This window comes from Parabacteroides sp. PM6-13, assembly GCF_029892605.1.
Taxonomy (GTDB): Bacteria; Bacteroidota; Bacteroidia; order Bacteroidales; family Tannerellaceae; genus QVMG01.
The window spans coordinates 94,275-112,512 of sequence record NZ_JARXWF010000012.1; the positions used below are offsets into that span (position 1 = coordinate 94,275).

Consider the following 18,238-nt stretch of genomic DNA (forward strand, 5'->3'; position numbering starts at 1 on the left):
TTTATTATAAAAGTTACTTCGTGGTAAAAACTTCCCTAAGATATATATTTTAGCCACCAAGTAACACAAAGGCGCACAAAGTTTTTATCTGTTGTTGCTACAACTCATACCTCACAACCTCCTGTCCTTCGTTATTCTCCGAAGGAGTCAGGGCTAAGATATATTGATCTGTTGGGTCGACGGCTATTTTCTTAAGTGAGCGATCTGTTTGAAGTGTCTTGTGGTGATTGCCTTTCCAGTCGAAGATAACGATCCGGGACGGGGCGCTGTAATCTGTGGATCCGTCATAGAGACAATACACATATTGATCGGTCGCTGCCAGATGGATAAAGCATTTCGTCGCCTCCTTCATATTGATTGTATTATTCGGGTTATCCGGCATGATAGCCTCCTCTCCCACCGTGATACGCTGTTTGATTGTTCCCCGCATATCATAGAAAACCACGCGGTTGAAAAAACGAAACGCACACACGATTGTCGCTTCCGATTCGTTCACTTTCATATTATTCAGGTAGGCATTCCGTGTACGTTGGTATTGTTGGTTTGTGGAATCGTCCATCCCCACCCGGTAATAGCCCGAATCGGGATGAAAAAAGTAGAAGGCCGTCTTTTCATCCCCAAAGCTGGGGACGCTATACATCTCCTCTTCTGCCAGGTGATAGTCAAAGCTACGACCAGCCCTGGCCGGTAGCGGGATCCGGTTCAATATTTCAACGGGAGATGCCTCGTAAGAGAGTTCTACAAATTCTCTCTTACCATTGACAAGCCAAAGCCCCTTATCACTATTCGGATAGCGGCTATTGCCTTTAACAAATTCAAGGGATTGCAACATGGAAGCCCCCTCTTCTTTCAACGCATACGAAGTAAGAGTCATCGGATCGTCTTTGGGGTACACCCGTAACAGGGTATCCCCCAAGGCATCGAGGAAGAAGTGATGAGAGTCTGTCACAAATAGGTCTTTAGAATAACTTGCCAAGGAGTTTTCCTTCCACACATGGGTCACCAGCGGCTCACTTTCTGCCAGGGAAACAACGGAAACGATCTCTTTTTCTTTCTCCCCGCAGGAGATAGCAAAAGAGAGTAGACACATAAACAATAAGGGAGATGTATTTTTCACAATAACAATATTTTCAATTCTTCGATTCTTTTCTCCTAACTCCTTTCCCTCTCTTCTTTTTTACTTTTACGCCTGCCACCTTTTTGTTGAGCGAGAAGATGGGCAGGAAGAAGAAGATGGCGATGACCGACATGATGAGTCCACCGATTGTTCCGGCTGCCAGGGGGAACCAGAAGGCTTCTTTGGTGCTTCCCACCATAAAAGGAATAAAACCCAGGACGGTGGAGACCACCGTCAGGAAGATTGGAGTCACCTTCGCATTCCACGCTTTCAGGTAGAGCCTGAGGGATGACATCTGCGGATGGCGCTCCCGGAGCTGGTTGTATTCGTTGATGATGTAGATACTGGCATTCACCGTGATCCCGCAAAGCAAAACGAAAGAGGCAAATCCTCCCTGGTCGAAATTGAGCTTAAACCAATAGAAGGTGAGGAACACCCCGATATAAGAGATGGGTATCACAAAGATAACCGCCAGCGGCTGCTTGAAGGAGTTGAAAAGGATACTTGTCGTAAAGAAGATGATCACAATGATCAACAACAGAAGCAGGTATTGCTTATTGTCTTTCTTCCCCCAAGAATAGGAATACCCCTCCCTTTCGGCCGTATACCCCATGGGCAGGTCGGCGTTAAACTCTTTGAGTGTCCGTTCCTGGATACGGGTGCCCTGGTTTGATGCGCCAATATATTCGTATTGCAGACAGAGACGGTATTGCTGGTTCACCTTGGCTACCTGTTGAGGCATCTGCCCCTTTTCGACCTCGGCCAGTTCGGCTAGTTTATAATACTTCCCATTAACAAGCTGAGGGACATATTGCATATTCCATATATCGAACTCCCGGGATTGACGCGAGTTGAGCTTCAATCGTTCGGTCTCGTTATCCACAATCACACTTCCCGTGGCTATGTCTTTGCCAAACACCGGACGGATGGAGGCAAAAAGCTGGATCGGCAGGATATTCTCCTGCGCCATGCGTGCTTTGTTCAGGTTGAAAGAGAACTCCTGGTAATCATCTTTGTACCAGGAAAACTCCGAATTGATTATCACCTCTTTGATACGACGGTTGCCGAGAAGGTTTGCTTTCAGCTTTTCTGCCCATTCAAACAGTTCGTCGTAATTGTATCCGTACATCACGATGCGATAGCTCCCGGCACTCTCACGCACATCGTTATTGAATCCCTGATCCTGTAACCCATACACGCTCCAGCTACCACCACCCAGTTCGAGTGCCCGGCTGATCACCTGGCTCTTCAGGGTGTACGGGAACCCGGTGCGTTCGCTTTCGCGGGTGAAATAGACCTGTATCCGTGCCTGGCGGGGACTGTTTATATTGGTCTGGAACTGGCGGATCTCTTTGTGGGTACTCAGGTAGGACTCCATTTGCTTGACCAAATGATTCATCTGATCGAGCGTGGTCCCGTTGGGCATCGAGGCCGTAATGCTTAGTACCACCTCTTCGCTGCGGGTGAAATAGCTGCCGTTGTACACCTTCTGCACAAACAGGCGGAGCGTGCCTCCCAATGATTTTTCAATGATAGGTTTGATCTTCTCTTTATAGGTCTCTTTGGCAACGATCGTATTGTATTTCTCTGCCAGAGAGAGCTGCCAGGGCGACATGGTTTCCCGCTTCGCCTCATCGAGTTCGATCTTTTCGGGCAGCATAAAGACCGGCAGTCCGAACAATAGGATAATGGCGATGATGGCAATCACACGATGACGCACCAGGAAACGTATCTGTATCTGGTAATAGCGGGTGAAGTAGACCGGGAAACGTTTCATAAAACGGCGCGCGCGGGCAAAACGCCGACGAGGCTGCTTCGTTTTTTTCTTTTTCCGCAATAGTCCCATCTTGTCGATCAACGCCGGTACGAGGAAGAGGGCAATAAAGAGGGAAACACCCAGGTTGATGATCACCACCGCCGCGAAGTCCTGCAGGTTCAACCGCAACCGTTCGTCGAGGAAGAAGATCATACACAAGGCCCCCATGGTGGTAAGCGTAGCCGCCAGGATCGCCAGGAAAGCCCCCCGGTCATGGCGGTTGCGGATATGGTCGGTCATGACAATGGTGTTGTCGATGATCAGACTGAGCGAGATCGTGATACCGGCCAGTGAATAGAGCTGTATCTCCAGCTTCAGGAGATAGTAGAGGATAACGGCGATGCCCAGATTGACCGCTATGCTGATGGCGATCAATAAGAGGTATTTGAAGTTGCGCGTGATCAATAGGACGAACAGTAAGAGGATCAGCAAGGTCAAGCCGGAGCGGAGGTATATCTTATCCAGCTCTTTCTGGATATATTCCGTGGCGTCATAGCTGGTATGCACCTCATAACCGGCCGGAAGGATGGTGCGGATATGATCCATCTCCGCTTTCACTTTCTTGGCCAGATCCAGCTGATTGGCCATGTCGTCGGCCCGGATCGAGAGGTAAATGGAGTTGAGTCCGTTGATACGGAAATAGTTGCGCGGTGCCTCTTCCTGGCGAGTGACCTTCACGAGCTGGTCGAGCCGGATCAGCTGACCCGTCTGGGAGGTGAGGGTGATGCGGGTAGCGTCAAATCCGTTGTCGCTGTATTCAGGCACCAACGCCAGGCGTATCCATTCCTCCGACGATTCGCTACCTTCGGTCAGGGCGATGCCCAGGAATTCTTTCTGATAATATTGTGAGATAGCCTGTTGAATATCATTCAGGGAAACGCCTACCTCGGTAAGCTGGCGGCTATCGTATTCCAGGCGCCATTCCATCGGTGTGGCTCCGCTCACATCCACGCGATAGATGCCGGGGATGCTGGCCAGCCGGGGTTTGATCTGCTCCTCGGCAAAGCGCTGGATAAAGATCGGAGTGGCCGCGGCATTCAGTGTATAACTGATAAACGGGCGGGAGTCGTTCTCATCGGGACGGCGCATCTCGAGCACCGGATAGCTCAGTCCGTCGGGCAGGCTGGGCCAGGTCTGCCGCACAATGGTGGAGGCCTCGAAGCGGGCGGCGTCGATATCGGTATGTTTGTCGAGCTCCAGGGTGATATATCCCCAGCCGTTGCCGGAGGTGGAGTTGATATTACGGATCCCTTTGATACGCGCCAGCATAGCCTCCAGACGCGAGGTGACCTCCATCTCGATGACACGGGCGGAATTGTTCGGGAAGTTATAGCTGACTGTCAACTGAGGCAATACGCGCGAGGGCGAGAGCTTAATGGGCAATAAAGGCACAAAAGCGATCCCCGCCAAGGCAATGCAGACAAAGGCGACAATAATAGTGAACGACGATATGGGCTGTTTCTTCTTATCCATTCCCGCTTATTGATAGAGATGATGATCATAATCGAACTTATCACCGAGTGACACGTTCAGATCGAAATCATGCAGGGTGAGTCTTCTTATTTTATAATAGCTGACCCAATAGTTCTGCAAAGCTGAGATATAATTGCGTTGAGCCGATTCCTGCCGGTTCTGGGAGAGGGTGAGGCTGTTAATATCCGCCTTACCGATCATAAAGCGCTGCACGGTCTCTTCATAGGCGGTTACTGCCAGGTCGAGCGCCTCCTCGGCACTGGCAATCATATCCTGCTGGATATTGAATTCGCTGACGGTCATGATCACATCTTCCTCCACCTTCAACTCCTCCTGCTTGGAAGAGATCTGAATCACATTCAGGTTGTTGCGCGCCATATTGTGTTTACCACGGCGTACGCCCCAGTCAACCAGCGGGATAGAGACCGACAGCGAGACGATATCCTGTTGCAACAGGTTACGGTAGGCATCCTTAAAGCTGTCGCCCACCTGGTTGAAACCGACACTCGCCCGGATGGACGCGTTAAACATCGATTCCTTTTTGGTTCGATCGACCTCCTGTTCGGCGCTTAATATATTCTGCTGTGACCCTAAGAACGTGGGGTTGTTGGCGCGGGCATATTGCAGGGCTGCGTCGACAGGTATCATGATATGGCGAGGACGGTTGGGCAGGGCCGCGCGTATCTCCGTGTTCTGATCGAAGTTGAGGTAAGAGGCCAGGTTGAACATGGCGCGTTTGAGCGAGAGCTCCGCATTTTGCAGGCTGTTGCGCGCGTTCACCGCATCGAGCTTCAGGGTGAGCAGGTCGCCCTGGCTGATCGAAGCAATCTTGTGCTTCTCCTGTCCCACACGATAGAGGGTATCGGAAGAGGCAACCTTCTCCCGGGCAATCTCATATTCTGTTTGTGCCATGGCCAGGGTGAAGAAGTAATTCGTGGCCATTTCACCGATCTCTTCCAGGTCGTATAAGAGATCCTTCTTGGCTTTCTCATACTTCAACGGTTCCAGTTTGCGTGCCCACTTAAACGGGTTATACCCCAAAAGACTTTGGGAATAGCCCACCCGAACGGGTACGGAGGTAAACTGGCTATAGGTGTCGTCGCCGAAGTTACGGATATACCCCAGGTCGGAATCGATAAAGAAGCTACCGCCCAACAGATCGAAGTTCTGCTCAATAGTCAGATTCCCTCCGGCGTAGAACGATTGCTGATTGCGATACACATCGATATTGTTACCCGAATCATACCGGCGTGTAATGTCACGGTAGTATTGCGCGGGCGTAAGGTTCAACGTCAGGCTGGGCAAACGTTCGGCCTTGAAGGTGCGGTATTCCCAATACCCCCTCAGAAACATATTCTTACTGCGGAAGGCCTCCAGCGAACTATCGGTGGCCAGCGCGATCGTCCGGTCTAAGGTGAGTGTCAGTGATTGCGCCCCCGCCATACCTGCCATGGCAAGCAATAGGCCTATTAATCGTATTTTACCTGTTTTCATATAGTGTGTCTTATCAATTATCAATTGTCAATTATCAATTATGAACCTCCTCTTTCCGATAGATGAACCAATAAATCAGCGGAATAATAAAGAGACTGACTAAGGTTCCTATAAACATCGCCGAGATCATCGCGATAGAGAGCGGCTTTTGCAATTCGCTACCCATATCGAACGAGAACAATAGTGGCACCATGGCGAAGATGGTCGTCAGCGAGGTCATAATGATCGGGCGCAGACGACGACGGCCCCCTTCGTGGATCGCTTCCATCAACGGCATGCCCTCTTTACGCAATTCATTGATCACATCGAGCTTGAGGATGGAGTCGTTGATGATAATACCGCAGGTCACCACGATACCGATAGCACTCATCAGGTTCAACGTATGTCCCATCAACCAAAGCACCAATAGCGAAGCTGCCACGTCGATCGGCAGTTCCAATAACACAATAAACGGTTGCAGGAAGCTCTCGAACTGTGCCGCCAGGATGAAATACATCAACAGGACAGAGATCATCAGGATGATCACCAGTTCGTTGAGCATTTTCTTGTTGGAGAAGAAGCTCCCGGCATAGTCAATGTCCCACTTCGCTTCGTTGGGCGCTCCCGCCACCGTGCCGTTGAGCAGCTGTCGGTCGGCGGCTTCCCGTATATGTGCGATCAGCTGTGCCGGTTTCTTCACCTGATAGAAGCTGAAAGGGATAAACTCGCCATTCTTTCCGGCGGTGATATTCTTCAGGTCTTCACCCGGTGTCACCCGGACAAGCGATTGCAGCGGCATATAATCGATCGCCCCCGCCTTGTCGGGCAAGGTGCGGATCAAGGTGGTCTGCATGATATCCTGGATCGTGCGTTCGTTGCCTGTAAGGGCGATCGGGAGGTATTGCTGATAGGAACGCAATGTAGCCACCTCATTCTCTTTGAACGCGGTGCGCAATACGCGGTAGACCTCGTTGTAATCGACGTTATACAATAATAATTTCTGGCGATCGACCGATACGTTCAACTGGTTTTCAAACGCTATGCCGACCGGTGCATGGCCCGTTACCTCTGTCAGGGTCTGTTCTATAGTACGAAGCGTTACCGGATCGGGGATCTCTGCCCGGTTGCGCGAATAGAACTCCGCGACCACATCGGCTTCGCCCGTGACGAACAACTTCTCAAAAACCGTTTCCGGCGGCGAGAAAGAGATCACCGCCAACGGATAATGTGTCTTGATCCATTGTTCGATATGCTGTTGCAAGGGAGCGATCTCAGAGGTCTTCTCCGTTTTGAAGTAAAGCTCGGCTTCAGATACCGACAGCTCCTGGTCACGATTCAGGATAAACTGCTGCTGCCCGATGTAGGCGGTGTGTTGCGCGCCCAGCCCATCTGTTTGGTCAAACAACCGGCTTGTGCGCGTCCTATTCTCATCGATATGGATATTCTCATTCCATTCCACATGGGCAATCAGTTCATTTTGGTCGATTTCCGGCATGCGGCTGGTCGGGATCACCATAAAAAGAAGCACACAAAGCGGAATCGTCAGGGCTACGACAAACAGGGTCACTTTGCGATAACGGAAGATAAAGTCTATCCCGCCATCATACCATTTGTCCATCGTATGCGCTTTGATCGGGTTATTGATCGAGCGGTTGATCCAGCTCTTCTTCATCGGAGGAATGCTGTACACCAGTTTATAAAGCACCGGCAACAGCATAATACCCGTGAAATAGGAGACCAACAGCCCCACCGTTACCGCGAAAGCCTGGTCGAAGAAGATCGCGCCGGCGATCCCGCTCATAAACACCAGGGGCACAAACACGGCAATCGTCGTAAAGGTAGAGCTCAGCATCGGCGTGACCACCTCGCTCGTTCCTTTCTCGCATGCCTCATTCAGATTATGCCCTTTTGCCCGGTACTGGGCAATATTCTCCGTCACGATAATAGAACTGTCGATCATCATCCCCAACGCCAGGATCAATCCCGAGAGAGAGATAATATTGAGCGACATATCAAAGATATAGAAGAAAAAGAAGCTGATCACGATGCTCACCACCATACTCAGCCCAATCACTAACGGGCTCTTCACATCTCCCAGGAACAGGATGGCTACGATGCAGATAAACAGAAAACCGAGTCCCAGGTTCTGTTTGAGGTTCGAGATCGTATAATCGAGTAGCTCGGTCTGGTTGCGTGTGATATTGATATCGATATCGGGGTATATTTTTTCAAAATGCTCCGTCAGCTCTGCCAATGCCTCCTTCATATTATCCATATTCTCGTCGGCCTGCTTGATGATCGCCAGCGTAACCGCCCGTTTCCCGTTGGCCATCGAGAGGCCTGTCTCCTTCTCCGGGGCAATCGCCACCTTGGCCAGTTCTTTCATCTGGAAGATACGGTCGTTTTTCCGGATATAGATATTCTCCACATCTTCGGGGGTGCGCAATAGGGTGGAAAACTTGATGTTGTATTCGTAATAACCATCGCGTACGGTCATGCTGCCCGGTTCGATATTGTTGGAGGCAAGCGACGACTCCAGATCGCTCAACGAGAGACCGGCTATCTCCATCTTATCCAGGTCGGGGATGATCTGTAACTGTCGTTTCTGTATCCCGGTGATATCGACCATCGCCACCTCCGGCAATTGCTCGATACGCCGCTTGATCACGTTCTCGGCAAACTCGCACAGCTCGAGGAAGGCGACTTCGTTGTCTAATTGAAAATTGAAAGGTGAAAGTTGAGAATGATTCTCTTTACCATTTTCCATTTTCCATTTTCCATTTTCCATTTCCTTGAGCGTGAGGTTCATGCAAAACACCGGAATATCGGTCGCGCTGGCTTTTACGACCCGCGGGCGTTCAAACTCACGGGGGAGGTAGTTCATGGCCACGTCGATCTTTTCGTTCACCTCGATAAAAGCCAGGTCGGTATTGGTGCCGAAGTCGAAGCTGAGGCGTATAATACCGGCGCCGTCGCGTGTCTCACTCTGTATGTCACGCAAACGGGCTACCTGCATCAGTTGTTGGCGAATAGGCTTGATCACCGTATTCTCCAATTCGCGGGCCGACGTGTTCTGCCCCGACACCTGTACGGTGATCTCCGGAATAGCAATATCAGGCAGAAGCGATACCGGCAGGGTAAAATAGGTCACCAACCCCAGTATAAAACAGGCGGTGAATGCCATTAAGACGGCTATGGGACGCTGAAGTAAAAATTTCAACATAATTATTCAAATTGATAATGGATAATTGATAATTGATAATGGATAATTGATAATTAACCTACAACTATTGCCGTAAGCGATGACCTTCGGTTCCGCAAAAGTCCGCAAGGAGTTTCATTTGGATAACCCCGGGTGTCAACCCGGGGTAGTTGATCGCTACTATCTCTGAACCCCGAAGTGGGTTCAACCCGCTACGGGGTTGTTTTGTGTGGGACAGCCAGCCACCCCGAGCTGCGCCTGACGGCTTGCACGGGGTTATCCACATACAAGTCCTTGCGGACTTTCGCTGAATAGTTACATTATCAATTATCATTTGTCAATTCTCCATTTGTTAATACCGTCACCGGCGTATCATTCGCCAGGTTGATATTTCCGCTGGTTATCACAATATCGCCCGGTTTGAGGTTCTCTGTGAGTGTGTAATGCCCCGCGTTCTCCAGTCCTGTAGTGGTGTAGTTCCAATAGGCCTTGCCCTTCACTAAGGTGAATACCACCTGTCTGCCCGAACGAAGCACCACCGCCTCTTTGGGTACCACCAACTGGTTGGGCACCGAGCGCTGGATCTTTACCCGTACGTTCATCCCTTCAAAGAGATTCGCTTTGTCGGCTACGGCGGCTTTCACCTGCACCATGCCATTGGCTTCTACGATCGGATTGATCTCCGTGATACGTCCTTCCACCTGCGTGTCGGCCGCGGCGTAAGGCGTAACCTCTACCTTGTCGCCCTTCCGGATCAGCGGCAACTCGCTTTCCAGTACGGTGAAAGAGGCTTCCAGGCTGCGCGGGTCGATAATCGTGCAGAACACCTCGGAGACGGAGGCGGTGTTATAGGGTTTGGCAAACAGATTAGCCACCACCCCGTCGAAAGGAGCGGTCAACACAGCCTTCTCATATTCATACAAGGCCAGTTCGTATTGCACCAACGCCTGGTCGTAGCCGCTCTTCACCTTCGCCAGTTCCATGGTCGCTTCGGGCACTTTGTCCTGATCGTCGATCATATACCCCTGTCCGATCAATACATCCTGAAGATCTAATTTGCCCCTTTCCATCGTTGCTTTTGCCTGTGTCAGTTTATTGCTGAGGCGGAAAGTCGATAAGGTGGCCAGCTTTTGCCCTTTGGTCACCCGGTCGCCATTCTTCACATAGATGGCTTCGATCGGTTCAGCCGATTCAAAACGCAGATCGACATTTCGCTGGGCAGACAGTTTCCCGTTACTCACCAACTCATGATAGAAGTCACCCTCTTCGAGCGTCATCACGGTCACTTGATTTCTCTCTTCCGGCAAGGCCGTTTCCACCGTCATCTCTGTCGTGTCCGACCCTTTCTTATCGCCGCAACCCGCCAGTAGCCCAAGAACCAATAGGGCGGTTACCATTTTGTAGTGATTCATATTCAGTATATTTTTCAGTTATAACCCAGTGTATCAACTTTGTTTTCCATGCACAAAAATAGTAAAATAGGAATACGATGTTGTCGTAACCCCGATATTGTTTGAGATTTTACGATTTTTTCGCATCGTTTATTGTTTATTTCAACCGTAGCAACAGCAAAACAGGATTCATATCCAAGATCTCATTCTCCGTTTTCCCTTGGGTTATTTTCTCTATCTTCTTTTTATCCTGTGGGGACATATAGTCTTCCTTCAACATGTCTAAAATATCAGGACCGGAGAAAGAGGTAAGTAAGACATCGTTGCGATTACTGTCGATAAATAATTTCCTTCCAAGAGGAAGGCCACTTTTTCTGCTCCAGAAATTTTTGGCAGAGGTCAACACAGTGCTATTATCTTTTTTTGAGAACAGGCTATAGAACTTTCCCTCTATGCCAAACCAATCTGCTATTAAGAAATCCTTCTTTTCCTGGAAACTGGCACATATAATATAATCATCAGCTGTGTATGATTCACCCGCATAGTCTTTCCGGGTATCATTTTTTATATCAAAAGAGATAAAATCCGATACTCCCTCTTCATCGACCCGGCATATTTTCTGATTCACAATATCTAATATTTTAATATCTCCGTCAGAAACAGTCTGGAAATAAGAATTATCTTCATTATATAGTATCGGATACATCGTCTCATATGCAAAATAACTATGAACAAAGGTTCCCATTGAGTCAACCTCCCATAAACCAGAAGCCCGTTCGCCAACCTTTTCCACGACAAAATCATGCACATAACACAAAAAATTCCCATTGGGTAAATTCGTCATATACCGGATCAGCGCATTATCTGAAAAACCGGTGATCGACTTCAGGTATTTCCCCTCCATTGTGTAATAGTTCAACTTGCGGCCACGAAAATCATGTACGATTATCCTATCCTCGTCATCCATCAGAACTGTCTCCAGCGATAAGTATTCATCCGGCCCTTGTCCTTGTTTGTGTATTTTGTATAAATACCTTCCTTTCGCATCGAAAAACAGGATTTGCTGCTCTAACCTGTCTGCCAAAACGATCTTGTCATCCACAAAGAACACTTTTGTTAAATGATTGATCAAATTATCATCCGTTGTCTCTAACTCGATATATTCAAAAGAATCCACATAGTCGGAAAGAGAAACCTGTTGCTGATCGTTTTCGTTGACAGTAACAGTGGATGAATCTTTCTTGTCTGTTTTATTTTTGTCTGTTTGGCACGCAAACAGTGATAACAGGGCAAACAATAAAAAGATAGATGTTTGTTTCATAATGTTTTTTTAACCTCTTTGCCTGTTCTCATAAAAACAGACAAAGAGGTGGTTAGTTAATTTTTAAATTGTATTACAAACCCTAAAGTCTTATGCATCCAATCTCAGTGAAGTTACATGCATCAGTGTCTGAAGCCGGAACACAACAGGGTATTTCTATACCTTCTACTGTAATTTTTCCTGTTTTGTATCCTTTATCCCAAGACTCTGGTCCTTCAGGAGTAGCCAATGCCTCAATATTCGCCAATGCCAGATCTGACATACTTACGTCCTTTTCATTCAGATAGATTCCCCACCCTGCTGCAACAGCAATTGCTGCTACCATAACCAAACTTACTATTTTTTTCTTCATGATAATAATTTTATTTTTAATATTTTATACATCCTAATCTTTTATAATCACACGCATCAGTATATACTGATGGGACACAACATGGCATTCTTACACCTTCTCTTATATCTTCTCCTGTTATGTATCCTCTTGCCCAATCATCTATCCATTCAGGAGTTGCTAACGCCTCAACATTAGCCAACACCAAATCTGACAAGTTTACTTCTTTCTCATTCAGGTAGATTCCCCACCCTGCTGCAACAGCAATTGCTGCTACCATAACCAAACTTACTTTTTTTTTCTTCATGATAATAATTTTTATTTTTTAATTCATTGCTTTTTTTTACAATCCACCTACTTTTCTTCTGCAGATTGCATTTTCATTAATTCTTCTTACTTTTGACCCATAGGCAGCCTCCTTCTTTTTTAGGAGGACAAGTCCGGGGAGATTGCTTCACTGTTTCAAGCGCATGGAGCAATTATCCCCTTTCTTTGTCCTCTTTTATATTATTTCTTCATTGCTCTGCGCCTTCGCTCTCCCACCACCCCACCGTTGCAAGCAACGGTCCACCCCCTCCTCGGGCAGGAGGGGAACCGGAATAGGAAATAATTCATCATTAACAATTAATCATTAACAATTCTCTCCACCTCCTCCCGCATCTCCCGAATCGCGGTTGTCATCACCTTCGGTTCTTTCAGGAGAACCGAGTCGGCGGCAGCCTGTCGTTTCTCCGGTTGCAGAAACCAGGGTTCATCATACAACTTGACCAAGAGGTAATAGGGATAGATCCGATCCGGCAAGATATCCAGGGCATGCAGATAGATCGCTTCCGCCTCTTCGTATTTCTGTTGTGCCTGTTTGTTCTTTGCCTTCATATAATGAATCATGGGATCCGCACTCAAGCGGGTCGCCAGTTTAAACATCCAGTTCGCCTCGATATAATCGTTGGTTTTATGCAGGCATTGCCCATATTCAAACAGAAACTCCGGTTTGTGTTTTAGTTGCTGATACAACGCTTTATACCCCGGAAGAGCCGCCTCGTAGGCTTTCGTCTGGTAGAACATCCGCACGTTGCTCCACTGGCGATAGGTATCACCCGTCTCCCTTTGGTGCCAATAGAGCATACAGGAGGTGGCTAATATCGTGAAAAAGAAAAATTTATTTACCATATTGATACTACCGGGCACATCCTCTTCTTCATCGCTATCCCACGACTCTGTCTCCAACCTCCTACTCCCCGGCACCTGCGTCAAGGCCGAGAGAAACACCAATACGATCCAAAACGAGGGCAGTTGAAGCGGATAGGAGGAGAAAGCAAAGATGCCTAACGCCATCAGGCCACCCACCACACCATACCGGCGGTTCCTGATGCCGGCATAGACAGAGAATCCCATCCACCCCAGGAAGGCTATCAATGTCGGTAGCCCCGATTCGGAGGCAATCTGCAGGTATTCGTTAAAGGCATATTCCGGACATCCGGCGACCCGCTTCTCCTGATCGGTTGCCTTGCCCGAAGCAAAATAGGCCGCCTGTGCCTCGGCATAAGCCGCCGGGAAACCTCCCGGGCCGTGGCCGATCAGCGGATGGTGCGCGATGGTGCGCGCCGTGATTTTCCACATCAGTAGTCTGCCGTCGGCCGACTCTTTCTTCAGCGAATAGAGGCCGACGCCCCCGGCGACACACAAGAGTAATACCCCGGCAAGAACGGCATATCGCCAACGACTATACTTTTGCCATATCGCTTTCGTTCTTCCCCATCCGATGGCATACCGCCACCACACCCAGGCGCCCGACACCGCCGCTGCGATCCAAGCCGAACGGCTCATGCCCGCGGGCAATACCACCACGATCGCGACCAGGCAAACCCAGGCAAAGTAATGGATGATTCTCAACACGGATTTGAAATCCTTTGTAGCCAATACTACCCCTATGCAGACAGGGAATAGTGTTGCCAGATAGCCGGAGTAGGGTCCCGGGTTATAGAAGGTGCCGGTCAGGCGAAACATCGCGTGGGCGGAGGAGGCATACCCATATAACTGCCGCATACCGATCAAGGCCTCACCGAGGGCGGTTGCCATCAACAAGAGTATAAAGACCGTCGCCAGGCGGGGGTAGCATTGTAGGATATAACGAAGAAGAAACCATAACAGCAATACTTGTATGACAAAGAAAATTTTCTCCGGCTCGGGATTCCAAATCCAGCGATAGGTAAGTAGAAAAACACTGCCCACCAGCCATAGACATATATCCGCGGCATGCGGATCGAACACCGCCCTTTTGGGAAACAGCAATGAAAGAGCCACGCAGCCCGCCAAGAAAGGTATGGTCTGATGAAACCAGCCCACCTTCCCCATCACCATCCCATTCACCATCGTCGCATCCGTCCGGAATACACCCAAGAGAATCAGTGCAGCGCAGACTGCAAAGACGATATGATTTAATATCAAAACTTTTCCCTTCATTTTCTCTATTTCTTTACTTGGTGTGATTTTGTGTTACTTCGTGGTTAATAATGCTATAATGAGTTTTTTACCACTAAGTCTCACCGGGCTCTACAAAGACACCTTGACTATGCTGTTCTCTGGGTTTTGAACTATTGCATAGAATGAATTGTCATCCCCTTTTGAGGTTAAATTATAGCGCGACATATGTATATTTACTATTTTGACTAAGTTTAATTCGAAATCATATAATGCTACAGTATTTCGCTTGGGAGAAGTACGTGAGTGGACTGACCCTTTGTAGTCGGGATCATTCTTTACACTCACAATGTAGTCTTTTGTTAAACAACACTCAACCATACAATCTTTACCATATTCATCAAAATGAATCATATTATCAGAAACACTGTATTCTTTTTTACGTAGCATTTTCTCCTGCAAGAACGTTATGGAAGAACCTTTTATCTCATACAATGCCACATAAGGCAAACTGCTTAAACATAAGAGCAATAGATTATTGAATCTATTATAATAAATCCTTCCCTGGTATGCACTTATAGCATTAGCAACACCTGTAGGAAAAGGAAGTTTCCCCGATGAAGCTAAAATCTCTCCTTCAGCATTGTAAACGGTTAAGATATCTGTAGCACAAGGATCGTAGGTTATAAAATTTCCATTTATATCAGATTGAATAGCAGTTAATGTTTTTCCTTCCAAGAAAGGAACGGATATCAACTCTTGGTGAAAAGATCCGGTATTATTGTCAATGGAATAAATTGCTTGCATCTTTTTGTTCAAATCCCAGGTGAATATAGCATTTTCTTTATATAAAATACTCATGGGCGTTATAAATTCATTGGGACCATTGCCTATATTTCCAATAGTCTCAATAAGTTCTCCATTCTGATCAAAAATATGTAAAAAACCTTCCTCAGAGAGATTTCTTGGTGTTAAAATCAGGTGTTGATCTGAACATAAGAAATTACCTACCATTGTCATATAGAGACCTTCCGTTAAAACAGTAGCTTCTACATCCATGCGATCAATAGCTTTATGGCAGCTATTTAACAATACGACACAGAGAAGAGTTAATATGATATGTATTTTCATGTTGATGAATATTAAACCTGTTATTATGCATTGCATAATAACAGGCCATAATTAATATTTTCTTTATTATTTTCCCGTACAAAGGTCACAGGCACATTTGTTACTTGCAGCACCAGGGCCATGATTTACCCCATTTTTATAGCAAAATGATTGGCATATTGTGGCATGGCATCCAGTTTTTTCAAAAAAACCTTCTGTAGTTTCCTTATCAGCTAACGCTTCGATATTCTCTAATACCAGGTCAGACAAGGCAAAGTGTTTCTCCCCTTTCTTTGCCTCTTTTTGTACTTCTATTATTTCTTTCATTCTCTCTATTTCTTTACTTAGTGCGCCTTTGTGTCACTTCGTGGTGAAAACCTCCTTAAGATATATATTTTTTAGCCACCAAGTAACACGAAGGCGCACCAAGTTTTTTTATCTGTTATTATGCTCGCTAAACGATCTTCAATTAACAATTAATAATTAACCACTCTCTTCTTTCCCGTAAACACCTGCTCCTCTCCATCCATATAGAACACCTGTTCCTCTTTTCCTCGCGTATGGTTCTGAAGCCATAATAGGTGAGCGGATCCCTGTCGCTTATATTCTGTAATAGCCGATTTGTATGTTAGTTAATGTTATATCTATAAATTTTAGTATCTTCTTCTTCGTCAAAAACAATACCTAACAGGTAAGAGTCACTGTGATGAACATCAATCACACTGATAATTTTGTCTGTTTGTATTGTTTTTATATGATTGAAATTCCAGTCAAAGACGAATATTTTAGAATTTTCCATATTTTCTTTTCCTGAATTAGCTTTTTTGTTATTCCATAAGCAATAAAAGTAATTGTTGGTTCCCACAACACTCGTAAAGAACACCTCCGTTTTGTCTGTAAATCTTTCAATTTCTGATATTTCAAGAGCAGGCGAAATTGTTTTTTTTCCTATTTGGATTTCTTTTAACATTTTGCCATTAAAATCGAATACAAATATTTTATTGTAATGTTTCATAGCGCAAACAACCAGTGAATCATTTTTGTTAGCGTAGATAACATTTCTGTTCAAAACACTCATATTATCCTCGTTGTCACCATTGATGTTTTCAAGGAAAGGGATCCATAGCTTTTCTAATGAACTTTTGTTATACCTGAAAAATAATCCTTTGTTGAAAGGAGGAAGACTATTCGCGAAATAAGTATTTTCTGAAACTTTGTTAAGACTCATTGGTGGCCATAGATCCTCATCCATTAACTCTTTTTTCATATCATAAGAGTTCTTGTCTTTATTTAAAGATATATTTATGATACTTCTTGTGTTTATGTCATATAGCCAGATCGAGTCAGAGTCGTACTTTGTTCTCATAAACATCGGATAATTCACATTTTCCGGTCCTGCATTTTTATAACCAAATTCATACAACAAGTTAAAATCAGTTGTTGAATACACTTTAAAAGCAGACTCTCCTCTTGATGATGTGAAAAACACGAGAGAATCAACGATTAATAAATCATAGAACTGGCATAGGTCTTCGTCTAAAACTAATTGGCCATTCCGCACATCACCCTTATTGTTCTCAATAACATCTATTAATCTATTGTGCTTATTATATTGCTTGCAGGAAGACGCTGCAAACATGAATAACAGAAAAATATGTAACTTAGTGATAGAAGTCATATTCTTTTTGAATTGTAATAAAATGAGTTGCGTCTTGTTGTTGAACCGCAATATTTTCTGACGATCGTGCTCGAACGCAACTCATTTTGTCGATTAATTTAATAATAATAAGTACATGTTGCTCTATTTCCTAAATCGTACGAAAGCCTATATTCACATGCCCCACAAATCCAATGCATATTACCTATATAAGGATCCCCCGTAATTTTACCCTCACGACAATTAACTAATTTGGGTGTTTTTCCTTCGCCTCCTGCCAACGCTTCCACATTAGCCAGTCCCAGATCCGATAGTGTGATTTTCTTCTCACACTGATACACATTCCATCCTGCAGCAACCGCTATCGCTGCAAACATTACAAATCCTATGATTTTCTTTTTCATATTTTTATATGTCTAATTTTTTATTTATATTGTTAATTCTTTTTCTCTCTACAAGCCACCTACTCTTCTTCTGCAGATTGTACATAATATTTACTTATCTTTGCCTGACACCTCCTTCCTTTTGGAGGACAAGTCCGGGGAGAAACATCATTCGCTGCTCAAACAGCAATACTTCCGCGTATTATGAAATGTTTCTCCCCTTTCTTTGTCTCTATTTGTTCTTCTATTAACTCTTTCATTCTCTCTATTTCTTTACTTTGTGCGCCTTTGTGTTACTTGGTGGTGAAAACCTCCTTAAGATATATATATATTAGCCACCAAGTAACACGAAGTCGCACCAAGTTTTTTTATTATTCATTGCTTTACGCCCTCACTCTCCCACCACCCCGCCCTACGGGCACCCCTCCTCAGGCAGTAGGGGAATATCAATTATCAATTAATTTCCCCGTTCGCTTCCACCTCACCTTCCCCGTATACGGATCTTTCGCTTTCCAGATGATCCACGCCTTGCCTACAATATAT

At 46.1% G+C, this 18,238-nt stretch carries 13 protein-coding genes; all 13 read right to left on the minus strand.

Features of this window, described 5'->3' with window-relative positions; genetic code table 11:
- Positions 1–97: 97 nt before the first annotated feature.
- Positions 98–1,117: a hypothetical protein gene (locus M2134_RS12250; RefSeq protein WP_280751716.1), complete on the minus strand. Its 1,020-nt coding sequence runs from the start codon at positions 1,115–1,117 to the stop codon at positions 98–100.
- A 13-nt stretch (positions 1,118–1,130) separates the two neighbouring features.
- Positions 1,131–4,406, minus strand: a complete 3,276-nt coding sequence (locus M2134_RS12255; RefSeq protein ID WP_280751715.1) for an efflux RND transporter permease subunit — start codon at positions 4,404–4,406, stop codon at positions 1,131–1,133.
- 6 nt (positions 4,407–4,412) lie between these two features.
- Complete coding sequence (locus M2134_RS12260; RefSeq protein ID WP_280751714.1) at positions 4,413–5,900, minus strand: TolC family protein; 1,488 nt, start codon at positions 5,898–5,900, stop codon at positions 4,413–4,415.
- 34 nt (positions 5,901–5,934) lie between these two features.
- Positions 5,935–9,102 carry an efflux RND transporter permease subunit gene (locus tag M2134_RS12265; protein ID WP_280751713.1) on the minus strand — a complete coding sequence of 1,056 codons (3,168 nt, stop codon included), beginning with the start codon at positions 9,100–9,102 and terminating at the stop codon, positions 5,935–5,937.
- Positions 9,103–9,404: 302 nt separating this feature from the next.
- A complete protein-coding gene (locus M2134_RS12270; RefSeq protein WP_280751712.1) occupies positions 9,405–10,493 on the minus strand; it encodes an efflux RND transporter periplasmic adaptor subunit in 1,089 nt (362 codons plus the stop codon).
- A gap of 136 nt (positions 10,494–10,629) precedes the next feature.
- Positions 10,630–11,793 (minus strand): 6-bladed beta-propeller, encoded by a 1,164-nt coding sequence (locus tag M2134_RS12275; protein WP_280751711.1) that lies wholly within the window; start codon positions 11,791–11,793, stop codon positions 10,630–10,632.
- Positions 11,794–11,875: 82 nt separating this feature from the next.
- A complete protein-coding gene (locus M2134_RS12280; RefSeq protein WP_280751710.1) occupies positions 11,876–12,145 on the minus strand; it encodes an NVEALA domain-containing protein in 270 nt (89 codons plus the stop codon).
- Between the two features lie 16 nt (positions 12,146–12,161).
- Positions 12,162–12,431, minus strand: a complete 270-nt coding sequence (locus tag M2134_RS12285; RefSeq protein WP_280751709.1) for an NVEALA domain-containing protein — start codon at positions 12,429–12,431, stop codon at positions 12,162–12,164.
- Between the two features lie 317 nt (positions 12,432–12,748).
- Positions 12,749–14,587, minus strand: a complete 1,839-nt coding sequence (locus M2134_RS12290) for an O-antigen ligase family protein (protein ID WP_280751708.1) — start codon at positions 14,585–14,587, stop codon at positions 12,749–12,751.
- Positions 14,588–14,677: 90 nt separating this feature from the next.
- On the minus strand, positions 14,678–15,676 hold the full coding sequence (locus tag M2134_RS12295; RefSeq protein ID WP_280751707.1) for a 6-bladed beta-propeller: 999 nt from the start codon (positions 15,674–15,676) through the stop codon (positions 14,678–14,680).
- A gap of 66 nt (positions 15,677–15,742) precedes the next feature.
- The gene (locus M2134_RS12300; RefSeq protein ID WP_280751706.1) at positions 15,743–15,982 is read right to left on the minus strand and encodes a hypothetical protein; all 240 of its coding nucleotides are present in this window, start codon (positions 15,980–15,982) and stop codon (positions 15,743–15,745) included.
- Positions 15,983–16,283: 301 nt separating this feature from the next.
- The gene (locus M2134_RS12305; RefSeq protein WP_280751705.1) at positions 16,284–17,333 is read right to left on the minus strand and encodes a BF3164 family lipoprotein; all 1,050 of its coding nucleotides are present in this window, start codon (positions 17,331–17,333) and stop codon (positions 16,284–16,286) included.
- A gap of 98 nt (positions 17,334–17,431) precedes the next feature.
- Complete coding sequence (locus M2134_RS12310) at positions 17,432–17,716, minus strand: NVEALA domain-containing protein (protein ID WP_280751704.1); 285 nt, start codon at positions 17,714–17,716, stop codon at positions 17,432–17,434.
- Between the last annotated feature and the right edge of the window lie 522 nt (positions 17,717–18,238).